19 protein-coding genes and 2 tRNA genes are annotated in these 15,888 nt (G+C 70.0%); 7 read left to right on the top strand and 14 right to left on the bottom strand.

All coding sequences use genetic code 11. The annotated features are described in order from the left end of the window. The 14 genes from ACE3N6_RS12530 to ybgC form a co-directional block, all read right to left on the bottom strand. The coding region (locus ACE3N6_RS12530) for an NAD(P)/FAD-dependent oxidoreductase (RefSeq protein ID WP_374246109.1) at positions 1-506 on the bottom strand (506 nt) is incomplete at its 3' end. 222 nt (positions 507-728) lie between these two features. Continuing rightward, positions 729-1,667, bottom strand: a complete 939-nt coding sequence (locus ACE3N6_RS12525) for a restriction endonuclease (protein ID WP_374246108.1) — start codon at positions 1,665-1,667, stop codon at positions 729-731. Between the two features lie 199 nt (positions 1,668-1,866). Next, positions 1,867-1,942, bottom strand: a tRNA-Lys gene (locus ACE3N6_RS12520). Positions 1,943-1,981: 39 nt separating this feature from the next. Further along, positions 1,982-2,057 (bottom strand) — tRNA-Lys (locus tag ACE3N6_RS12515). A 40-nt stretch (positions 2,058-2,097) separates the two neighbouring features. After that, positions 2,098-3,201: a YeeE/YedE family protein gene (locus tag ACE3N6_RS12510; protein WP_374246107.1), complete on the bottom strand. Its 1,104-nt coding sequence runs from the start codon at positions 3,199-3,201 to the stop codon at positions 2,098-2,100. 7 nt (positions 3,202-3,208) lie between these two features. Continuing rightward, positions 3,209-3,886, bottom strand: coding sequence for a 7-cyano-7-deazaguanine synthase QueC (queC, locus tag ACE3N6_RS12505; protein WP_374246106.1), 678 nt, complete (start codon positions 3,884-3,886; stop codon positions 3,209-3,211). Positions 3,887-3,959: 73 nt separating this feature from the next. Next, positions 3,960-4,631: a 7-carboxy-7-deazaguanine synthase QueE gene (gene queE / locus ACE3N6_RS12500; protein ID WP_374246105.1), complete on the bottom strand. Its 672-nt coding sequence runs from the start codon at positions 4,629-4,631 to the stop codon at positions 3,960-3,962. 33 nt (positions 4,632-4,664) lie between these two features. Beyond that, positions 4,665-5,414 carry a tol-pal system protein YbgF gene (ybgF, locus tag ACE3N6_RS12495; protein WP_374246104.1) on the bottom strand — a complete coding sequence of 250 codons (750 nt, stop codon included), beginning with the start codon at positions 5,412-5,414 and terminating at the stop codon, positions 4,665-4,667. Beyond that, complete coding sequence (gene pal / locus ACE3N6_RS12490) at positions 5,414-5,968, bottom strand: peptidoglycan-associated lipoprotein Pal (protein WP_374246102.1); 555 nt, start codon at positions 5,966-5,968, stop codon at positions 5,414-5,416. Before pal ends, ybgF begins: the two co-directional genes overlap by 1 nt. A gap of 77 nt (positions 5,969-6,045) precedes the next feature. Beyond that, on the bottom strand, positions 6,046-7,332 hold the full coding sequence (gene tolB / locus ACE3N6_RS12485; protein WP_374246101.1) for a Tol-Pal system beta propeller repeat protein TolB: 1,287 nt from the start codon (positions 7,330-7,332) through the stop codon (positions 6,046-6,048). A gap of 18 nt (positions 7,333-7,350) precedes the next feature. Further along, on the bottom strand, positions 7,351-8,319 hold the full coding sequence (gene tolA, locus ACE3N6_RS12480) for a cell envelope integrity protein TolA (RefSeq protein WP_374246100.1): 969 nt from the start codon (positions 8,317-8,319) through the stop codon (positions 7,351-7,353). Further along, a complete protein-coding gene (gene tolR, locus ACE3N6_RS12475) occupies positions 8,316-8,729 on the bottom strand; it encodes a protein TolR (RefSeq protein ID WP_374246099.1) in 414 nt (137 codons plus the stop codon). The genes tolA and tolR overlap by 4 nt, the downstream gene beginning before the upstream one ends. A 17-nt stretch (positions 8,730-8,746) precedes the next feature. Next, positions 8,747-9,421: a protein TolQ gene (tolQ, locus tag ACE3N6_RS12470; protein ID WP_153161920.1), complete on the bottom strand. Its 675-nt coding sequence runs from the start codon at positions 9,419-9,421 to the stop codon at positions 8,747-8,749. A gap of 4 nt (positions 9,422-9,425) precedes the next feature. Beyond that, positions 9,426-9,866, bottom strand: coding sequence for a tol-pal system-associated acyl-CoA thioesterase (gene ybgC / locus ACE3N6_RS12465; RefSeq protein WP_374246097.1), 441 nt, complete (start codon positions 9,864-9,866; stop codon positions 9,426-9,428). 250 nt (positions 9,867-10,116) lie between these two features. Here ybgC and dksA point away from each other — a divergent pair, with 250 nt between their 5' ends. The 7 genes from dksA to ACE3N6_RS12430 all read left to right on the top strand — a co-directional run bounded on the left by dksA (position 10,117) and on the right by ACE3N6_RS12430 (position 15,884). Next, positions 10,117-10,548, top strand: a complete 432-nt coding sequence (gene dksA / locus ACE3N6_RS12460) for an RNA polymerase-binding protein DksA (protein ID WP_374246096.1) — start codon at positions 10,117-10,119, stop codon at positions 10,546-10,548. 57 nt (positions 10,549-10,605) lie between these two features. After that, positions 10,606-11,673, top strand: coding sequence for a GTP-binding protein (locus ACE3N6_RS12455; protein ID WP_374246095.1), 1,068 nt, complete (start codon positions 10,606-10,608; stop codon positions 11,671-11,673). Then, on the top strand, positions 11,670-12,065 hold the full coding sequence (locus tag ACE3N6_RS12450) for a hypothetical protein (protein WP_374246094.1): 396 nt from the start codon (positions 11,670-11,672) through the stop codon (positions 12,063-12,065). Before ACE3N6_RS12455 ends, ACE3N6_RS12450 begins: the two co-directional genes overlap by 4 nt. Positions 12,066-12,163: 98 nt before the next feature. Further along, positions 12,164-13,585, top strand: coding sequence for a hypothetical protein (locus ACE3N6_RS12445; protein WP_374246093.1), 1,422 nt, complete (start codon positions 12,164-12,166; stop codon positions 13,583-13,585). Between the two features lie 11 nt (positions 13,586-13,596). After that, the gene (locus tag ACE3N6_RS12440; protein ID WP_374246092.1) at positions 13,597-14,508 is read left to right on the top strand and encodes a metal ABC transporter substrate-binding protein; all 912 of its coding nucleotides are present in this window, start codon (positions 13,597-13,599) and stop codon (positions 14,506-14,508) included. Between the two features lie 9 nt (positions 14,509-14,517). Continuing rightward, positions 14,518-15,096, top strand: a complete 579-nt coding sequence (locus ACE3N6_RS12435) for an ATP-binding cassette domain-containing protein (RefSeq protein ID WP_374246091.1) — start codon at positions 14,518-14,520, stop codon at positions 15,094-15,096. Next, on the top strand, positions 15,093-15,884 hold the full coding sequence (locus ACE3N6_RS12430; protein WP_374246090.1) for a metal ABC transporter permease: 792 nt from the start codon (positions 15,093-15,095) through the stop codon (positions 15,882-15,884). The genes ACE3N6_RS12435 and ACE3N6_RS12430 overlap by 4 nt, the downstream gene beginning before the upstream one ends. Positions 15,885-15,888 lie beyond the last annotated feature (4 nt).

The raw sequence follows: 15,888 nt of genomic DNA, 5'->3' as shown, positions 1-15,888 counted from the left end.
AGGGGGACGGCCTGGGGGGCGGGCACGGCCAGCAGCACGCCGTCGAAGCGGGTGGGGTGCAGGCCGTGCTCTGCCGACACCAGCCACCAGCCGTCGGGGCTGGGGCGGAGTTCGGTGACGGTGGTCGACAGGGCGAGGGGCAGGCCGTCGGCGAGCAGGCGGGCCGGGGCGGTCATCCGCGGCACGCCGACGAAGCGGTCGGGCGGGATGTCCTGCCCGTGCCCGCGGTCGCCGCCCAGCACGGCGATGCGCGCCGGCCACAGGTCGGCCACCCCGGCGCGCTGCCAGCGGGCCACTTCGGCCCGGAAGGCCGGGTCGCGGGCGGTGAAGTACTGGGCGCCGTGGTCGCACTGCCAGCCGTCGCCGCGGCGGGTGCTCATCCGCCCGCCCGGGCCACGGCTCTTGTCGATCACGGTGAGCGCGAAGCCCGCCGCCTGAAGTTGCGTTGCGCAGGACAAACCGGCAATTCCAGCGCCGACGATGGCGATACTTGGCATCTTGTTCATATTTGTCCTGGACAAATTGGGTTTTGGGAAATGATACAACCTGAGCCTGGGTCGTCCAAGGGGTGTAACGGGTTTTTTGGGCAGGCGGCGAGGCGCCATGGCAAGCGCCCGCGCAAAGAAACCCAGGCCACCCGAAGGCGGCCTGGGTTGTTGAGATTTCGGGGGGGCGGGCTTGCGCCCGGCGTGGGTTCGAGCCCCGATCTCGCCGGCTGTCCGGCGGGGTCAGGCGGGCCAGTAGATGCGGCGGAGTGGAAGCAGGACGCGGGTGTCGAGGTCCATGTTCTCGTAGTGTTCGAGGATGGCTTCGACCAGGTCGTCCAGGTTCATCAGGGTAATGGGGCAGGCGGCGCGCTCGGCCTCGTAGTAGGCGTCCCGACTGAAGCCGCCGGTGCTGACGTACAGCCCCTTGTCGCCCGGCGGCCGGAGCACGGCGAGGAAGCTGCGCACCGCCTGGCTGCCCATCTGCTCGCTGCGGTGCTTGACCTCGACGACGATGCGGGGCTGCTCGAAACCGAAACCGTCGGGCGAGGCGACGATGTCCTTGCCGCGGTCGGGGCCGGACGGGGAGACCCGGGTCTTGTAGCCCATGGCCCGCAGCAGGCCGGCGACGAGGTGCTGCATCTGCGCCCAGTCGAGCCGGCTGATCCGGTCCTTGATGAACTCGTGCGAGCGGGCCTGCAGATCCTGCAGCAGATCCTCCTCGTCCAGGCGCTCTCCTTCGCTCTCGGGCGATTCGGCGCTGGGCGGCGGGGTGGTGCCGCTCATCCGGGCTTCCATTTCGGCCACAGTGTCGGCGGGCACCTTGAAGAGGGTCAGGACCGAGCCGAGGGAGTTGCGCGCGGTGACGGAAAGCGTGTCGCGGGACACCTCGTTCAGCCATTCCACCTTCCGGAATGTCCGGAACTCGCCGTCGAAGAGCGCCGGGTTGTAAGCGGCGTCGCTGGCAACGCGCCCGATGAGGTAGCTGCGGCGGGCGTTGTCGTAGGTGACAAGCCGGTCGCCCACCCGCATTTCCTGCACGAAGCGGAACATCTGCCCCGCCGCATTCGCCTGCTTGGCTCTCGAATCCTGGGGGTAGACGTCCTGCATCCGTTTGAAGAACGCGTCGCGCGTTTTGAGCGCCAGGGTGTTGTCAGCCTCGATGAAGCCGATTGCAGCCACTCCCTTTGCCTTGAACTCGGAGGCCAGGCGCCCTCCACTGTCGGCGCGAACGAGCCAGGTTGAAGTCATCTTGAACGATCGTAGCGGTGTTGCCACGGATACTAGCCCGTCGCCCGGGGGAGGTACAGCCGGACGCGCGACGGGGGCGGCGCAGAAAGCAAGAAGGCCAACCCCGGAGGATTGGCCTTCTTTGAATGTCTGGTGGGTTGTGAGTGACTCGAACACTCGACCTACGGATTAAGAGTCCGCTGCTCTACCAACTGAGCTAACAACCCATTCTTGCGGGAGCCGGTTTAATAGCCCCACCTATCAACTGGTGGGTCGGGCGAGACTCGAACTCGCGACCAACGGATTAAAAGTCCGCTGCTCTACCGACTGAGCTACCGACCCCCCGGAAGAGACGCGCATTATAGCCCTTCCCTGGAATCCGTCAACTGTTTCGTAGTTGAATCTTTATCGACGCCGCTGCGCCGGCGACGATGGCCGCCACGGTGAGGATGGCGCCGACCGAAAAGGTGGACAGCCCGGAGAGGCCCTGGCCGACGGTGCAGCCCAGCGCGGTGACGCCGCCGAAGCCCATCAGGATGGCGCCGGCGATGTGGCGGACGAGATCCGGGGTGTCGCGGAAGCCTTCGACGCGGAAGCTGCGGGTGCTGACGGCCCCCAGCAGCGCGCCGGCGACGACGCCGACGGTGGTGGCGATGCCGATGGTGACGATGCGGGTCTTGTCGGTCCACAGCATCAGCAGGTCGAGGCTGTAGGCGTAGGGGGCGACGAAGCTGAGGGATTCCATGCGCCCGCTGTTGGTGGCGAGGAAGGCCGGGGCGAGGGTTTCCGGGTCTTCGGCGAGCCACGCCAGGTGGCCGCTGAGATACCAGCCGGCGACGATGCAGGCGCCGATGGCGAGGCTGCCCAGCAGCGGGGCGGGCCGCCAGTTGTCGCGGTTCGACAGGGCGAACAGGGCGAGGCTGCCGGCGCCCACGGCGGCGCAGGCGAGCCAGGCGCTGCGGCTGTCGAGCTGGAAGCGGGCGGCGAGCAGGGTGGGCAGATCCTGGGCGGTGGGCAGCTGCAGGGCGACCGGGTCGAGCCAGTCGACACGCCAGCCGCCGAAGAGCCCGCGCAGGGTCATGGCGGCGGAGAGACCGAGGAAGACGAAGACCACCAGCGCCTTGAGGTTGCCGCCGCCCAGCCGCACGAGGGTTTTGGCGCCGCAGCCGGAGGCGAGGGTCATGCCGACGCCGAACAGGACGCCGCCGACGAGGTGCGACAGCCAGGGCAGGCGGCTGCCGGTGTAGATCGAGTTGTGCACGTCCACCAGCCCGGCCACCTGCAGGGCGGCGGTGCCGGCGATGGCGACCGCCACGGCCAGCGCCCACATGCGCAGGCGGGTCCAGTCGCCCATCAGGAGGATGTCGGCGATGGCGCCCATGGTGCAGAAGTTGCTGCGCTGGGCGGCCAGCCCGAACACCGCGCCGATCCCGCCGGCGGCCCAGGCGATGGCGGCGAGGGAGAGGGGCTGGCTGGCGGCGTCCATGGTGGGCTCAGGCGTAAGGCGTGGGGTCGGGCAGGCCGGCGGCTTCGAAGCCGGCCTTGCGCAGCCGGCAGGCGTCGCACAGGCCGCAGGCGCGGCCGGCGTCGTCGGCCTGATAGCACGACACGGTGAGGCTGTAGTCGACGCCAAGCGCGGTGCCGCGGCGGACGATGTCGGCCTTGGAGAGGTCGATCAGCGGGGCGTGGATGGCCAGGCGGTGGCCTTCGACGCCGGCCTTGGTGGCGAGGTTGGCCATCTTCTCGAAGGCGTCGATGAAGGCGGGGCGGCAGTCTGGGTAGCCGGAGTAGTCGACGGCATTGACGCCCACGTAGATGTGGTCGGCGCCCAGCACTTCGGCCCAGGCCAGGGCGATGGACAGCATGATGGTGTTGCGGGCCGGCACGTAGGTGATCGGGATGCCGGCGCCGAGGCCGCCGGTGGGGACGGCGAGGGCGGGGTCGGTGAGGGCGGAGCCGCCGAACTGGCCGAGATCCACGTGGGCGACCCGGTGGGCGACGGCGCCGAGGGCGGCGGCCACCCGGCGGGCGGCGGCGAGTTCGGCGGCGTGGCGCTGGCCGTATTCGACCGACAGGGCGTAGGTCTCGAAGCCTTCGGCGCGGGCGATGGCGAGGCAGGTGGCGGAGTCGAGGCCGCCGGACAGCAGGACGAGGGCGCGGGGCGTGCTCATGCTTTCATTCGATACAAAAAAACGGAATCCGGCAAGGGGATGTATCGCTTCCGGGGCGGGCCCGGGGCGCCCCTTACCGCCCGGGTTCGTTACCCCAGATGATCTTGTGCAGCTGCACCTGCATCCGCACCGGCAGCCGGTCGCGGAGGATCCAGGCGGCGAGGTCGGCCGGTTTGAGCTGGCCCTGGACGGGGGCGAGGAGCACCGGGCAGCGTTCGGTGAGGCGGTATTCGGCGATCCGGGCCTTGGCCCACTCGTAGTCGGCCTCGTTGGCGAGCACCAGCTTGACCTCGTCGCGCAGGGTGAGCAGCGGGATGTTGGTGAGCAGGTTGCGGGCGACTTCGCCGGAGCCGGGGGCCTTGAGGTCGACGATGCGCGACACGCGCGGGTCGACGCCGGCGATGTCGAGGGCGCCGCTGGTCTCGAGGGACACCGAGTAGCCGGCGTCGCACAGGGCGGTGAGCAGCGGCAGGCAGTGCTTCTGGGCGAGGGGTTCGCCGCCGGTGACGCAGACGGTCGGGCAGCGGTAGCCGGCGACTTCGGCGAGGATGTCGTCGAGGGTGCGGGCGGTGCCGCCGGTGAAGGCGTATTCGGTGTCGCACCAGCTGCAGCGCAGCGGGCAGCCGGTGAGGCGGACGAACACCGTCGGCAGGCCGGCGCGCGAGGTTTCACCCTGGAGCGAGTGGAAGATCTCGGTGATGCGCAGGGTGTCGGCGCGGGGGACGGGGCGGGCGGCTGTGGTCATAAAGGGGCGCGCGCCCGGGTGGGCGCGGCGGGCTTACTTCTTGAGGCGCTGGCGGGCGATGGTTGCCGCGGAGCTGCTTGGGTATCTGGCGACCAGCCGTTCGAGGGTCTTGGTGGCCCCGGCGGTGTCGTTGCGGGCTTGCTGGGTGCTGGCGAGGCCAAGCAGGGCGTCCGGCGCGCGGGTGTCGTCCGGCCACTGGCTGGCGACCTTGGCGTAGTGTTCGGCGGCGCCGGTGTTGTCCTTCAGCTGGTAGAGCGCGCTGGCGGCCCAGAAGTGGGCGTTGGGCTGGAAGCTGCTGTTGGGGTAGGCCTTGGTGAAGGCGACGAAGCCGGTGGCCGCCTCGCGGAACTTGCCGGCCCGCAGCTGGGTGAGGGCGGTTTCGTAGTCGCGGCTTTCGTTGGCCGGGTCGGCGGCGGCGGCGGGAGGCGCGGCGGGCGCCGGGGTGTCGGCGCCGGCTTGCGGTTCGACCTTGCGCAGGCGGTTGTCGAGGTCGACGTAAAAGTCCTTCTGCCGCTTGTTGGCGTTGGCCAGATCGTTGCTGAGGACTTCGTTCTCGCCGCGCAGGCGGGCGATCTCGGCCTTCAGTTGTTCGATCTGGTCGGCCAGCTCGAGCTGGGCGCGGGCGCCGGCTTCGAGCTTGTCGAGGCGGGCGGAGAACTCGGTGCGCATCTGGTTGATGCGCATCCGGGCTTCCTCGTCGTCAAACAGGCCGGCCTGGGCCTGGCTGGCCAGCAGGCCGGCCAGGAGCCCGGCCAACAGGCGGGGCAGAAGGCGCGGGGACATCAGAACTCACCCGAGTAGAGCATGTCGCCGCGACGGTTGGCGGCCCAGCAGGTTTCGCTGGCGTCGGTGCAGCTGGGCTTTTCTTCGCCGAGGCTGACGGATTCGAGCTGGGCTTCGGAGACGCCCAGCAGGCCGAGGGCCTTCTTGACGGCGTCGGCGCGCTTCTGGCCGAGGGCGAGGTTGTACTCGCGGCTGCCGCGTTCGTCGGTGTTGCCCTGGATCATCATCTTGACCTTGGGGTGGGCGACGAGGAACTTGGCGTGGGCTTCGACCAGCGGACGGTATTGGTCCTTGATGACGTAGCTGTCGTAGTCGAACAGCACGCTGCGCTTGGACAGGATGTTCTTCGGGTCGCGCAGTTCGGGGTAGGCGGCGCCGTTGGCACCGTCGCCGGCGTTGACGGTGGTGACGCGGTTGCCGTCGATGCCGCTGCTGGCGGCGCCGCTGCTGCGGTCTTCGACGGCGGCACCCTGGCCGTTCTGGTTGGGGGCGGAACTGCAGGCGGCCAGCAGGCCGGCGGCAATCATGGACAGGGCGAGGTGCTGGAACTTCATGGTGTGGACTCCGTGGGGCATTCCGTGCCGGGGCTGGATGAAATGCGTGGTGATGCGTCGGGTTTCGCGCGAGCGGATCAGTTGCGGGGCTGGGGCCCCCAGGCGGGCTCGCGCACGTCGCCTGATTGTACCGACAGACGCTGCTTCACACGACCGTCGGCAGAGACGGCGGCGAGCACGCCACGCCCGCCGATCTCGGTGGCGTAGAGCACCATGCGGCCGTTGGGGGCGAAGCTCGGGGATTCGTCCTTGGCGGAGTCGGTGAGGATTTGCGTCTGGCGGGATGCGAGATCCAGCAGCGTGACCTGGAAGCGGCCGCCGTTGCGGGAGACGTAGACGAGGCTCTTGCCGTCGGGCGAGGGGCGCGGGCTGACGTTGTAGCTGCCCTCGAAGGTGACCCGCTGGGCGTCGCCGCCGCCGGCCGGGATGCGGTAGATCTGCGGGCTGCCGCCCCGGTCGGAGGTGAAGTAGATCATGCCGTCGGGGGACCAGGCGGGCTCGGTGTCGATGCCGGAGGAGGAGGCGAGGCGCTGCACGCCGGAGCCGTCGGCATTGACCGAATAGATCTGCGACTGGCCGTCCTTGGTGAGCACCACCGCCAGCCGGCGGCCGTCCGGCGACCAGGCCGGGGCGGAGTTGGAGCCCTTGAAGTTGGCGGCCACGTTGCGCTGGCCGGTGGCGAGGTTGTGCACGTACACCACCGGCTTCTTGGCTTCGAAGGAGACGTAGGCGAGGCGCGAGCCGTCCGGCGACCAGGCCGGGGAGATGATCGGTTCCTTCGAGGCGAGGGCCGTCTGGGCGTTGGAGCCGTCGGCGTCGGCGATCTGCAGCTCGTAGCGGCTGCCCGATTTGAGCACGTAGGCGATGCGGGTGGAGAACACGCCGGGTTCGCCGGTGAGCTTCTCGTAGATGAAGTCGGCGATGCGGTGGCCGGTGGCGCGGTACTGGTTGGGCGACATCACCATGGCCTGGCTGCCCAGGCCGAGTTGCTTGGCGGTGTCGTGCAGGCGCACTTCGATCTGGAAGCGGCCGGCGCCGTTGGGGCTGACCGTGCCGGCGGCCAGCGCGTCGGCACCGCGGGAGCGGACGCGGCCGAAATCCACCGGGCCGTTGGCGCCGATGGGGCCGGGGCCGAGTTCGACCAGCTTGAACAGGCCGCTGCGTTCGAGGTCGGCGCGGACGACGTCGGTGACGGCGCGGGGCAGGGCGTTCTCGCCCTCGAAGCTGGCGACGGCCACCGGCATGCGGTTGGCGCCGGCGCCGGTGATCTCGATGGCGAGCTGGGCCTGGGCCAGGGAGGACGCCAGCACCAGCGCGCAGGCCGGAACGGCGCCGCGCAGGAGGGTCAGGATGCGTGAGGTCATGGGCGGAGGGCTCTCGGTTTAGTCGCGGAGCGGGTAGAACTTCAGCTCCAGCGTGCGGTTGAACAGTTCCGGCTTGTCGGGGCGGGGCAGCGGGCTCGATTTCTGGATGGCGCGTTCGATGGCGCCGTCGAGCTGGGCGTTGCCGGTGGAGCGCTTGAGGCGCACCTCGATCACCGAGCCGTCGGGCAGCTGGTCCACGTAGAACAGGGCGAAGGGGTCGCCGCTGACGCCCGGCGGCAGCACGATGTTGCCCTTCACCTTGGCGCGGATCTTCTCGATGTAGGCTTCGATGGCCTTGTTGCGGGCTGCGCTGGCCTTGGCGCCGGCGACCCGGGCGAGTTCTTCCTGGATCTGGCGGGACTGGCTGGCGTTCTCGCTGTCGTGGGCCATCAGCTCGCGCATCCGGCGGTCTTCGAGCTCGCGGGCGCGGGCGGCGGAGGCCTTGGCTTCCTTGTCGGCCTTGGCTTGGTCGATGCGGGCCTGCTCGGCGCGGGCCTTGGCTTCGGCCTTCGGATCGGGCCTGGGTTCCGGCTTGGGCTCGGGTTTCTTCGGCTCGGGCCTGGGTTCGGGCTTCCTGGGTTCCGGTTTGGGTTCGGGCTTCCTGGGCTCAGGCTTGGGTTCGGGCTTCTTGGGCTCGGGCTTGACGATTTCCTTCACCGGCTTGGGCGGCTGCTTCTTGGGCTCGGGCGCCTTGATGGCGATGTCGGGCTGCTTGCGCGGCGGCGGGGCGGGCTCGGGCTCGTCGTCGGGCTCGGGGCGCGGCGGGGGCGCGGGGCGGGCTTCGGCGGGTGGGGCCGGGGGCGGCGGCGGTGCCGGCTGGGCGGCGGGGGGCGGCGCGCTCACCAGTTCCACCTCGACGGCGTCGGGCAGGCGGTTCTGCCAGCGCACGCCATAGAACAGGAACAGGCCGAGCAGGACGTGAACCAGCGCAGCCAGCGCAGCCGACGACCACTTGCCCCGGTCGTTGCCGGACAGCAAAGGTCTCATCGGCTGGCTTTGCCGACCTGCGTCTGCAGACCGACCTTGTTCACGCCTGCGTTGCGCAGATCGTTGAGGACATCCATGACCAGCTCGTACTTCACGTTCTTGTCGGCGGCGATCACCACCGGCTGGCCGGGGTTGGTCGACACGGCATCCTGCACCGCGCCGATCAGGTCGCGGCGGTTGTAGGTGCGGGGCTGGGCCTGGCTGGTCTGGCTGAGGGTGAGTTCACCCTCGGGCTTGACGGTGACGATCATCGCGTCGGTGGGCGGCGCGGGCACCTTGTCGACGCTGGGCAGGTTCACCGAGCCGGACTGGATCATCGGCGCGGTGACCATGAAGATGACGAGGAGCACCAGCATCACGTCGATGTAAGGCACGACGTTGATCTGGTTCATCAGGCGACGTTGACGCATTGCAGCTTCGCTCCCGATCAGCGCAGCTGGCGCTGGAGGATGTTCAGGAACTCTTCGGTGAAGCTCTCGAAGCGGATCGCGATGCGGTCGATGTCGTGGGCGAAGCGGTTGTAGGCGACGACCGCCGGGATCGCCGCGAACAGGCCGATGGCGGTGGCGACCAGCGCCTCGGCGATGCCCGGCGCCACGTGGGCGAGGGTGGCCGAGCCGACGTTGGAGAGGCCGCGGAAGGCGTTCATGATCCCCCACACGGTGCCGAACAGGCCGACGTAAGGCGACACCGAGCCCACCGAGGCGAGGAAGGCCAGGTGGGCTTCGAGGTCGTCCACCTCGCGCTGGTAGGTGGCGCGCATCGCCCGGCGGGCGCCGTCCATGATCGCCCCGTGGTCGAGGTTCTTGCCCCGCAGCTTGGCGAACTCGCGGTAGCCGGCCTCGAAGATGCGCTCCATGCCGGCGGCCTCGTGGCGGCCGGTGGCGGCGCTCTGGTAGAGGGCGTTGAGGTCGCCGCCGCTCCAGAAGTCGCGCTCGAAGAGGTCGGTCTTGCGCTTGGCGTCGCGGATCTGGAACCACTTGCGGAAGATCCAGTACCAGGACATGAAGGAGACGGTGCCCAGCAGCGCCATCACGAGCTTGACGAGGACGCTCGCGTTGGCGATGAGGGACAGGATGGAAAGGTCTTCGGTGACGTTCATCGGTTTAAACCAGGGTGGCGAACTGGTCGCGTACGGCAGGTGGAATCGGAATCGGGCGCTTGGCGATGCTGTCGATGCAGGCGATGGTGATCTGGGCGTCGAAGAGGGGCTGGCCGTCGCGGCGGATCTGCTGATCGAAGATCACGCTGGCGCGGCCGAGCCTGGCAAGGGTGCTGACGACCTCCAGCATGTCGTCGAGGACGGCGGGCTGGCGGAAGTCGGCTTTCACGGTGCGCACGACGAAGATCGTGTTGGACTCGGCTTTGATCCGGCCCTGCCCAAAGCCAATGGCCCGCAACCAGTCGGTGCGGGCCCGTTCGCAGAACTTCAGGTAGTTGGCGTAGTAAACCACACCACCGGCGTCAGTGTCTTCGTAGTAAACCCGCACCGGCAGCGTAAAGGAGGGTTTCTCCGTGGCTGGCGCGGGGTGGTTCGTGAAATGCATCGCAACATTTTACCGCACGACGCGCCCCGATCCGAAGCAACGCGGTAGATTCAGTGTTTCAGAATGTAGGTAGGGACGGGTGGATTGCGCCGGCTGCATTGTAATTGCAGCGATCCTGTGCATAGAATCGCGCTCTTGGAGACAGGCTGGTGCGATTCATGCATCAGTGAGCGAGTCGCAAAGGGGCGAAGTCGTGGCACGGATGCCGCGGGCTCCCCGCCCGACAGTCGATTCATGGGAGGAATGAGAGATGGTTGCAACTACCAGCAAAGACAAGACGCTGACCGAAGCCGAGATCCTGGCCATGCCGGAGGACGACTACATGAATCCGGCCCAGCTGGAGTTCTTCCGCGAGCGTCTGTCGAAGATGCGCGAAGAGCTGCTCGAGAACGCGGCCAGCACCGGCGCCAACCTGCGTGAGAACGAACTCGTCGCCGATCCGGCCGACCGGGCCACCGTCGAGGAAGAGCACGCCCTCGAGCTGCGGGTGCGCGACCGGGAGCGCAAGCTCATCAAGAAGATCGAGGAAGCCCTCGAGCGCATCGCCGAAGGCGAATACGGCTGGTGCGAGGAAACCGGCGACCCGATCGGGATCGGCCGCCTGCTCGCCCGCCCCACCGCCACCCTGTCGATCGACGCCCAGGAGCGGCGCGAGCGCACCCAGAAGCTCTACGGGGAATAATCCCCCCGTTTCGGCTTCCCGCTGCACCCCGTTTCGCCGGATCGGCCACGCCTGCCCATGACCGCTCCGGCGAACCGCATTCCCGTCACCCTGCTCACCGGTTTTCTCGGCTCGGGCAAGACCACCCTGCTCAATCACCTGCTGCGCCAGCCCGAGCTGGCCGGGACGGTGGTGCTCGTCAACGAATTCGGCGCCGTGCCGCTGGATCACCTGCTGGTCGAGAAGATCGACGAGGACGTGGTGCTGCTCGAATCGGGCTGCATCTGCTGTTCGGTGCGGGGCGATCTGTCGCGGGTGCTGAAGGACGTCTTCATGCGCCGGCTGCGTCGGGCGCTCCCGGCGCTGGAGCGGGTGGTCATCGAGACCACCGGCCTTGCCGATCCGGCGCCGGTCATCTTCACCCTGATGCAGGATTTCTTCATCGCCGAACGCTACCGCCTCGACGGCGTGGTGACGGCGGTGGATGCGGTGTTCGGCGCCGCCCAGCTGGCCCGCCAGCCGGAGGCCGTCAAGCAGGCTGCGATGGCCGACCGGCTGCTCATCACCAAGTGCGATCAGGCGTCGCCCGACAGCGTGGCGGCGCTGGCCGAAACCCTCGCCACGCTCAACCCCGGCGCGCCCCGGTTGCGCGTCGAGGCGGGCGTCGTGGCGCCGTCGGCGGTGCTCGACTGCGGCCTGTGGAACCCGGTCACCAAGTCGGCCGACGTAACCCGCTGGCTGGCCGATGAGGCCGTCGCCGCCCGGGCTGCCCGCAACCCGTATGCGCCGGCCGGGCGTAGCACCCGACCGGCGGGCGACCCGAACCGGCACGACGCCAGCACCCACGCCTTCGTGGTGCGCATCGGTCAGCCGGTGGCGTGGGGCGATTTCTCCACTGCCCTCGACATGCTCCAGGGCCTCAAGGGCGATCGGCTGCTGCGGGTGAAGGGCCTCGTTAACGTGCAGGGCGAGGCGGCGCCGCGGGTGGTGCAGTGCGTCCATCACCTGCGCTACCCGGATGCCGCGCTACCGGCCTGGCCGGATGAAGACCGCGCCACCCGCCTGGTGTTCATCGTGCGCGATCTCGAGCGCGCCATCGTCGACCGGGCCTTCGCCTGCTTCTGCGCGCCGGAGCTGGCGGCATGAGGCGGGTCTTGCTGCCTTTCCGGCTGCCGCGTCGGGCCTCGCCGCTGTTTCGCAGCGCGCTGGCGCTGGTGCTGGTGTGCGCCCAGCTGTTCGCCGCCGCCCACGCCCTCAGCCACGTGGGCGAGGGGTTGGCCGAGCGGCGCGGCGGCGCGGCCATCGTGGCCGCCGCGGCGTCGGGCGAGAGCGGCCCCGGCGGCTTGCCTGCCGCCGAGCGCCACGAGCGTTGTCTGCTGTGTGTGGCCGCCGCCGATCTGGCGTCGGTGCTTCCCCCGTCGCCGGCCGTCCTGGTCGTCGCGGCGCTTCCGCCCGCGCCGTGTGCCGAACCGGCCGTCGTGCCGGTGGCCCGCCGCGCGCCCTGCCCACCCTGTCGCGGGCCGCCCGCTTCCGTCTGATTCCGTTCCCGAACCGCTGACCGGCGTCGTCGTTGCCCGAGGGCATCGCTTGCGCCGGCCGGCTGCTTTTCCCGAACCGATCCGATCGGAGCAAGTCCATGAAATTCGTACGACCCGCCGCCCTCTGCGCGGCGCTCGCGGCGCTGCCGCATGCCGCCCTGGCGGCCCCCCAGACGGCTTCCGAAGCCGACCTGAAACAACTGCGCGACCAGCTGCGCGAACTGCGCGACAGCTACCGGCAGCGCATCGACGCCCTGGAGCGCCGGCTGGCCGAGGCGGAGGCCCGCAGCACGTCGGCCGCCGTCACCGCGGCCGAGGCCAACCGTGCCGCCAGCGTGGCCACCGCCGCCGTGGCGCGCGTCGAGCCGGCGCCCTCGCGGCCGACGTCCGAGAACGCCTTCAACCCGGCGGTCTCGCTCATCGTCGACAGCAAGTTCACCCGCCTGCAGCGCGACCCGTCCACCTACCGCATCGACGGCTTCATCCCCTCCGGCGGCGAGGTCGGCCCCCCGAAGAAGGGCTTCTCCCTGGGCGAATCCGAGCTGGCCTTCTCGGCCAACGTGGATCACCTGTTCCGCGGCAACGCGCGCTTCGCCCTGGCGGAGGACGACGGCGCCGGGGTGGTCGAGGTGGAAGAGGTGAACGTCGAGACCCTCGGCCTGTCTTCGGGCCTCAAGCTGAAGGCCGGGCGCTTCCTGTCCGGCGTCGGCTATCTCAACCAGCAGCACCCCCACGAGTGGGATTTCGCCGATGCGCCCCTGGCCTACAAGGCCTTCTTCGGCCCGCGCCTGCAGAACGACGGCGTGCAGCTGCGCTGGGTGGCGCCTACCGAACTGTTCCTCGAGCTGGGCGCGGAAGTGGCCGGCGGGCAGAAGTTCCCGGGGGCCGAGCGCAACCGCAACGGCGCCGGGTTGTGGACGGCCTTCGCCCACCTGGGCGGCGACATCGGCGCCTCGTCGGCGTGGCAGGTGGGGCTGTCCCACGTGCGCACCCACCCGCGGGAGCGCCTGTTCGACGACAACGACGTGAGCAACGCCTTTGCCGGGCGAAGCCAGACCTGGATCGCCGACTTCATCTACAAGTGGGCGCCGGGCGGCAACATCCGCGACACCTACTTCAAGCTGCAGGGCGAGTACATGTGGCGGCGGGAGAGCGGCGAGCTGACCTACGACGTGGATAACCTGAGCGGCGCGTCGGCGGTGTCGGCGGCGCGGCTGCGCCAGTCGGGCGGCTACCTGCAGGCGGTGTATCAGTTCATGCCCCGCTGGCGGGTGGGCGTGCGCGGCGACTGGCTGCGCTCGGGCAGCGTCGATCTGGGGGCGCTCTCCAGCGCCGAGTTGCCGATCCTGGCCGGCTACGACCCCCGCCGCCAGTCGGCGATGGTGGATTGGTCGCCGTCGGAGTTCTCGCGCCTGCGCCTGCAGGTGGCGCGGGACCAATCCCGCCATGGCGAGCCCGACAACCAGGTGTGGCTGCAGTACGTGATGAGCCTTGGCGCCCACGGCGCCCACAAGTTCTGAGGAGCGGAACGATGTTCGACAAGATGATCCTGCGCCTTGCCGCGCTGCTTTGCCTGCTGCTGCCCGCCCTGCCGGCGACGGCGGCCATCAACGTGTTCGCCACGGTGCCCGAGTGGGCCGCGCTGGCGAAGGAGATCGGGGGCGACCGGGTGAACGTGCTGTCCGCCACCACCGCCCTCCAGGACCCCCACCGCATCGAGGCCCGCCCCTCGCTGATCGCCCGCGCCCGGAGCAGTCAGCTGGTGGTGGCCACCGGCGTCGACCTGGAGGTGGGCTGGCTGCCGCTGGTGCTGCGGGAGTCGGGCAATCCGGCGATCCAGCCGGGGCAGCCGGGCTACTTCGAGGCCGCCTCCGCGGTGCGCCTGCTGGAAGTGCCGACCCGCCTCGACCGGGCCGACGGCGACGTGCACCCGGGCGGCAACCCCCACATCCAGCTCGACCCGCGCAACATCCTGGCGGTGGGCGAGGCGCTCTCGACCCGGCTGGCTCAGGTGGACCCGGCCAACGCCGCCGCCTACAAGGCCGGCCTGGCCCGCTTCGCCGAGCGCTGGAAGGCGGCCGTGGGGCGCTGGGAGCAGGCCGCCGCGCCGCTCAAGGGTGTGCCGGTGTGGGTCCAGCACAAGGGCTTTCCCTACCTCTCCGCCTGGCTGGGGCTGAAGGAGCTGGGCGCGCTGGAGCCCAAGCCGGGGGTCGAGGCGGGCAGCGCCCAGCTCGCGGGCCTGCTGGAGCGCCAGAAGGCCACGCCGGCGAAGATGATCCTGCGCCCGGCCTACGCCCGGCCCACCTCGTCGGACTGGCTGGCCGAGCGGGCCGGCATCCCGGTAGTCGTCCTGCCCTACACCGTGGGCGGGTCGGCGGAAGCGTCCGACCTGTTCGGGCTGTTCGACGACACCGTCCGGCGGCTGCTCGCCGGCGCCCGGTAAGGGGGCGGCATGGCCGGTTTTCTGATCCGCGCCCGCGGGCTGACGGCCGGCTATGCCGAGCCGGTCGCCGGTCCGCTGGATCTCGAGGTCAGGCGGGGCGAGGTGCTCGGGCTGGCCGGGCCCAACGGCGCCGGTAAATCCACCCTGCTCAAGGCCCTGTGGGGCGGGGTGCGGGTGTTCGGCGGCCGCGTCGAGAAGGCGCCGGGGCTGGCGATCTCCCACCAGTCGCAGGCCTTCGACGACCTGCGCGGCATCCCCCTCACCGGCCGCGAGCTGCTCGGGCTCACCGGCGCCACCCCCGACGGGCTGCCGGCCTGGCTGGCGGATCGCCTCGACGTCCGCCTCGACCGGCTCTCCGGCGGTCAGCTGCAGTTCCTGCGCCTGTGGGCCTGCCTCGCCGCCCGGGCCGACCTGATCCTCCTCGACGAGCCCACCAACAATCTCGACAAGGCCGGCGTGGCCCACCTGTCCGACTGGCTGGCCGGCGAGCACGCCGGGCACGGCATCGTGATCGTCTCCCACGACCACCCGTTCATCGAGCGGGTGTGCTCGCGGGTGGTGACGATCGGCATGGAGGCCGCGGCATGAATCTCGACCTGCTCTTCGACCCGCTCTTCCGGGTGCCCTTCTTCACCGGCCTGCTGCTTGCTGCGCTGCTGCCCCTGATGGGCATGTACCTGCGCCTGCGCGACGAGTGGCTGGCAGCCCTGGCCTTCGCCCAGATGGCCTCGGCCGGGGCGCTGCTGGCGATGGTGGCAGGCTGGCCGATGATCGTCGGCGGGCTGCTGGCGGCCGTGCTGGCGGCCCTCGCCAAGGGCCTGATGGCCCGAGCCGGGGCGGGCGCCTACGCCCTGATGATGCTCCTTGCCTGGGGCGCGGGGGTGCTGCTGGTGGCCAACCACCCGCTGGCCGAGCAGGCCGGCCACGCGCTGTTCGACGGTCAGCTCTATTTCACCGGCGAGAGCCACCTCGCGACGGCCGCCGTGGCGGTGGCGACGATCGTGCCGATCCTCGCCTGGCTGTCCCGCCCGCTGCTGCTGGCGCGCTTCTTCCCGGATTTCTACCGCGCCCGGGGTCGCAGCGAGCGGCCGCGGCTGCTGCTCTTCGACCTCCTGGCCAGCCTCGCGGTGGCGCTGGCGACGGTCAGCCTGGGGGTGATGGCGGCCTTCGCGCTGGTGTTCGTGCCGCCCATGCTGGCCTGCCGCTTCGGGCGGGGCTGGCGTGCCGCGATGGCCTTGTCGGCTGTCATCGGAATGCTCGGTTACTGCGTTGCATTCGCGGTGTCCCTCGCCTGGGATCAGCCCTTCGGGCCGGTCTGCGCCCTGCTGTTCGTCGTACTCGTTTTGGTGCCAGGCGTGAAATTCGACAGGATGTAAATCA

Origin of the sequence: Zoogloea sp. (assembly GCF_041904905.1) — a bacterium.
Taxonomy (GTDB): Bacteria; Pseudomonadota; Gammaproteobacteria; order Burkholderiales; family Rhodocyclaceae; genus Zoogloea.
The sequence above is the reverse complement of the archived record's forward strand: the minus strand, read 5'-3'. Positions and strand labels throughout refer to the sequence as shown.

What these genes read in the sequence shown, in the direction of transcription:
- tolR (WP_374246099.1), bottom strand. Translation starts at nt 8,729, where the DNA reads ATGCGTCAACGTCGCCTGATGAACCAGATCAACGTCGTGCCTTACATC.
- tolQ (WP_153161920.1), bottom strand. Translation starts at nt 9,421, where the DNA reads ATGAACGTCACCGAAGACCTTTCCATCCTGTCCCTCATCGCCAACGCG.
- dksA (WP_374246096.1), top strand. Translation starts at nt 10,117, where the DNA reads ATGGTTGCAACTACCAGCAAAGACAAGACGCTGACCGAAGCCGAGATC.
- pal (WP_374246102.1), bottom strand. Translation starts at nt 5,968, where the DNA reads ATGAAGTTCCAGCACCTCGCCCTGTCCATGATTGCCGCCGGCCTGCTG.
- ACE3N6_RS12440 (WP_374246092.1), top strand. Translation starts at nt 13,597, where the DNA reads ATGTTCGACAAGATGATCCTGCGCCTTGCCGCGCTGCTTTGCCTGCTG.
- ACE3N6_RS12510 (WP_374246107.1), bottom strand. Translation starts at nt 3,201, where the DNA reads ATGGACGCCGCCAGCCAGCCCCTCTCCCTCGCCGCCATCGCCTGGGCC.
- ybgF (WP_374246104.1), bottom strand. Translation starts at nt 5,414, where the DNA reads ATGTCCCCGCGCCTTCTGCCCCGCCTGTTGGCCGGGCTCCTGGCCGGC.
- tolB (WP_374246101.1), bottom strand. Translation starts at nt 7,332, where the DNA reads ATGACCTCACGCATCCTGACCCTCCTGCGCGGCGCCGTTCCGGCCTGC.
- ACE3N6_RS12435 (WP_374246091.1), top strand. Translation starts at nt 14,518, where the DNA reads ATGGCCGGTTTTCTGATCCGCGCCCGCGGGCTGACGGCCGGCTATGCC.
- ACE3N6_RS12450 (WP_374246094.1), top strand. Translation starts at nt 11,670, where the DNA reads ATGAGGCGGGTCTTGCTGCCTTTCCGGCTGCCGCGTCGGGCCTCGCCG.
- ACE3N6_RS12445 (WP_374246093.1), top strand. Translation starts at nt 12,164, where the DNA reads ATGAAATTCGTACGACCCGCCGCCCTCTGCGCGGCGCTCGCGGCGCTG.
- queE (WP_374246105.1), bottom strand. Translation starts at nt 4,631, where the DNA reads ATGACCACAGCCGCCCGCCCCGTCCCCCGCGCCGACACCCTGCGCATC.
- ACE3N6_RS12430 (WP_374246090.1), top strand. Translation starts at nt 15,093, where the DNA reads ATGAATCTCGACCTGCTCTTCGACCCGCTCTTCCGGGTGCCCTTCTTC.
- ybgC (WP_374246097.1), bottom strand. Translation starts at nt 9,866, where the DNA reads ATGCATTTCACGAACCACCCCGCGCCAGCCACGGAGAAACCCTCCTTT.
- tolA (WP_374246100.1), bottom strand. Translation starts at nt 8,319, where the DNA reads ATGAGACCTTTGCTGTCCGGCAACGACCGGGGCAAGTGGTCGTCGGCT.
- queC (WP_374246106.1), bottom strand. Translation starts at nt 3,886, where the DNA reads ATGAGCACGCCCCGCGCCCTCGTCCTGCTGTCCGGCGGCCTCGACTCC.
- ACE3N6_RS12455 (WP_374246095.1), top strand. Translation starts at nt 10,606, where the DNA reads ATGACCGCTCCGGCGAACCGCATTCCCGTCACCCTGCTCACCGGTTTT.